Source organism: Protofrankia sp. CiP3 (genome assembly GCF_917627345.1).
Classification (GTDB): domain Bacteria; phylum Actinomycetota; class Actinomycetes; order Frankiales; family Frankiaceae; genus Protofrankia.
The window spans coordinates 1-2,747 of sequence record NZ_CAKJTM010000211.1 but is presented as its reverse complement, the minus strand read 5'-3'; the positions used below and the strand labels follow the sequence as shown (position 1 = coordinate 2,747).

Annotated in this window: 2 protein-coding genes and 1 pseudogene; 2 read left to right on the top strand and 1 reads right to left on the bottom strand. The window is 59.8% G+C overall.

What is annotated here, in order from left to right:
- Both MJ797_RS26385 and MJ797_RS26380 read left to right on the top strand, forming a co-directional pair.
- A pseudogene (locus MJ797_RS26385) lies at positions 1-262 on the top strand (hypothetical protein); the annotation flags it as partial.
- Positions 263-950: 688 nt separating this feature from the next.
- Entirely contained in the window at positions 951-1,154 is a 204-nt protein-coding gene (locus tag MJ797_RS26380; protein ID WP_239342395.1) for a hypothetical protein, read from the top strand.
- Positions 1,155-1,841: 687 nt separating this feature from the next.
- Here the strand turns inward: MJ797_RS26380 and MJ797_RS26375 are convergent.
- Positions 1,842-2,621: a transposase gene (locus MJ797_RS26375; protein ID WP_239342393.1), complete on the bottom strand. Its 780-nt coding sequence runs from the start codon at positions 2,619-2,621 to the stop codon at positions 1,842-1,844.
- Between the last annotated feature and the right edge of the window lie 126 nt (positions 2,622-2,747).

Below are 2,747 nucleotides of genomic sequence, written 5' to 3'. Positions count from 1 at the left end.
TGCTGGCCCCAGCTTGCCGGGGTCGAGATCACCTACCGGGGGGGTTTTCGCCTATGTCGCGGGCGTCCTCCCGGGCGGGGAGGAGATCCCGCTGTGCCGGCTGCGTTACGGCGGGTCGGCTCACTCCCTCGGGTTCGCGATCTACTCGGCCTGGGATGAGCGCTACCAGGAGGCTGTCCTGTTGTCTGGGTTCACCGCTGGCAGCCCCCAAGACGCTCTGGATACCGCCTGCACCGTCCACCTCGCCAGCACCGATCAGTAGGTCGAGCCGGGTCTTCCTCGCGGGCGTTCGTCAACCCCTCAAGAACTTCCAGTGCTAACCACTAAGGATTCGTAATGAAATAACAAATGCATCCTCTGGAGCGTCTTCGCAGGTCACGGGCCTGCAGAAGGCTCAAGATGAACAAGTTATTTCATTACGGATTCTAAGCCGACCGCGGCATTGGAGCATGCCCCGGCGAGAAGCAACAGCGCCGGATTGCGTGGTGATCACTCTGCAACACTGACCGCCGCTCCCGGTAAATCGCTAGACGATAACGACTTGTACGCCACTTCCACGGACTCCACTCTGGTTGGGCGTGCGTTGACAAGAACGTGGCGGACTCGCTGCAAGGTCCCAAGTCAGACGGTTGCCGGCGCGTGGCCCTTGACTGGACATTTGGGAAGGAGCTAGCATTTGACCACGCCATCGGCTGGTGCCTATCTGCGGTACCGGTCTCGGGGTGAAGTCCTATGTGTGCCGGAGTCGTGGACCGGAGAGTCCAGCCCGATCCCAACAGCTCAATTCGCAGGCGTATAGGAAGGGGTGCTTGTTGTCTGAGGAAAGCATGCGGCTTGACGGAGGTTCGCGAGTCAGCAGTCGCGGCCGTCACCGTGCGCCGTCCGCCCGGCCCGCTGCCCGTAGCCGGGCGGCACGTGCCTTCGTCGCAGTGACAACGGGGACCGCCGTGATGGCCGGAGTGACTTTGGCTGGTTCCGGCGTCGCGCATGCCAGCGAAGCGGGGGACGCGCCGAGGAACTGGGCTGAAAAGACGTGCGCATCGATCGGAGAAGAGGGTAACGAGAAGTGCATCGAGTATTTCGAGAAGGCGTACGAACTTGTGGGACATGGAATTATGGATTGGACCGAAAAGAAAGGGCAAATTCCAGAATGAAAGGCTGCATCGCAAAATCCGCGGAGAGGTAGGGTGGAATCAAGCGGTCAAGGCGACACATTCGTTGCCAACAGATCATTAAGCGCTTCGAGTGACGTCTGCCGATTCAACGATTTGCTGGCGGTAAATATGTCGCCTTGACCGCTTGATTCCACCCCCCATACGGCTACCGACGGACGCATTGTTCCTGTTGCCAGTGTCGAAATTTCAATGAAAGCCGATTCGAATAGAGTTTCCGAACAGCTCCTAGGACCCGATGCTGCCGCGTGCTGTGTTCGCGCGGGGTTGACTGACCGAGCGCTGGAGCTATTCGAGCAAAGCCATGGGGTGTTGCTAGGTCAGGCACTGGATACCCGTGCCGACCTCGCCCTGCTCGGCGAGCGGCATCCGGACCTAGCTCACCGATTCGTTGTGTTGCGCGACGAACTTGACCGAGATAATGATCTACCTGGTGGTCTTGATCCTGCATTTCCTGAAACGGATGCGAAGGCCAACACACAGGTCCGTGCTCATCAGGGATGGCAGAATATCCTGCGACGGCGGGAAACGGCCGAGGCATTTGACCGACTGAGCGTGGAGATTCGGAGGATACCAGGAAGTTGTTCGGAAACCCTATTCAATTGATTTCAGTAAAACAGCCGTCAAGGGTTGTGGAGACGATCCTGGAATCATGCCGCCATCGCCTTCTTAACCCGGTCGAACGTCAGCCGTCGGTCGGAGTGAAACTCGTTGAGAACCTGTAGTCCAATGGCCGCCTGGACGTCGGTGTCGATGCGGGCGAGGTCGCTGCGGTAGCGCGTGGCCAGGATCCGCCAGTTCTTCAGGTGGCCGACTCCCCACTCGACGGGGACTCGGATTTTGTGAAGATTGTGTTGAGTCCTTCTCGACGTCGGCGAGATCTTTCTTCGACTTCTTCTTGATGGGCGTGGACACGGCCTCCCGCTCGCCTCCGTAACCCAGATCTCCTATTCCCCGGCCCCCGCCGGCGTGCGCGACCACGTCGACCAAGCCGGCCTCGCGGAAACAATGAATGTCGTGCCAGCTACCCGGGAACGCGAGGCTGGCGCAGATCAACCGGCCGTGCAGGTCGACGAAGAGTTGGATGGTGACGCCGTGGCGGCGGTGCTTGCCGGACAGCAGGTCCGTGCGGTGCTTCCAGTTGAACGTCGGCACCAGCGTCCCGTCGATCAAGCAAACCGTGCCTTCCAGCACCATCGCCAAGAGCTTCTCGCGATCTTCATCGTCGGGGTAGCCGAACTCGCGGGCGAGGAACTCGACCATGGTCTGGTCATACTCCCAGGCCGTGGTCCTGCCAATCTCGAAATCTTCGTGAAGGTCCTGGTAGGTGGCATTGCGGCGCAGCCGGCACAACGTCAATTTCAGGGCTTGGAGAAGCGACAGGCTCCTGGGTTGGCCGACCGGTTTGTCCCAGTCAGGGAAAGTCTGCTCGGCCCGTTCGATGACCACAGCCGTCGCTCGGTGACTCAGCCCGGGAAGATGATACATGGAGGACGCCCTTCCTACGACATAGAAAATGCCGCAGAATCTCTAACAATGGGGAGGTCCTGTGTATTCCATGACGCGCCAGGGCTG

Coding starts and splice junctions, on each gene's coding strand:
- MJ797_RS26380 (WP_239342395.1), top strand. CDS start 951: ATGGCCGGAGTGACTTTGGCTGGTTCCGGCGTCGCGCATGCCAGCGAA.